Source organism: Oleiphilus sp. HI0066, from assembly GCF_001635725.1.
In genome coordinates this window covers 1-346 of record NZ_LWFH01000836.1, presented here as the reverse complement: position 1 = coordinate 346, position 346 = coordinate 1, and the positions used below count along the sequence as shown (strand labels likewise).

The 346-nt window shown below is 43.6% G+C and carries 1 protein-coding gene; it reads left to right on the top strand.

Going from position 1 to position 346, the window contains the following annotated elements:
* Positions 1–113: 113 nt before the first annotated feature.
* Positions 114–346, top strand: a 233-nt coding sequence (locus A3738_RS09805) for a ferrochelatase (protein ID WP_197473771.1), incomplete at its 3' end; no start/stop codon positions are given.

Genomic DNA, 346 nt, shown 5'->3' with positions numbered 1-346 from the left:
TGGCGTGATTGGATTCCGACAGCAAACAACTTGGCAATTGTTCAAGCAGCGTGGCATGAATATTTAGGGATGTCTTGGGCTTGGCTTAACAAAACACTAAAAGAGGCGGTGTAATGGCGTTCAAAGGTGAAAAGAATTTTTCACACCGTAGTGCAGATAAAGTGGGCGTTTTATTGGTGAATCTGGGTACGCCTGAGGCTCCAACGGCTAAAGCGCTACGTAAATATCTGGCTCAATTTTTATCGGATCCTCGTGTTGTTGAGATTCCAAAACTGATATGGATGCTGATCCTACATGGCATCATTTTACGTGTTAGGCCTAGCAAATCTGCTGAAGCGTATAAAGA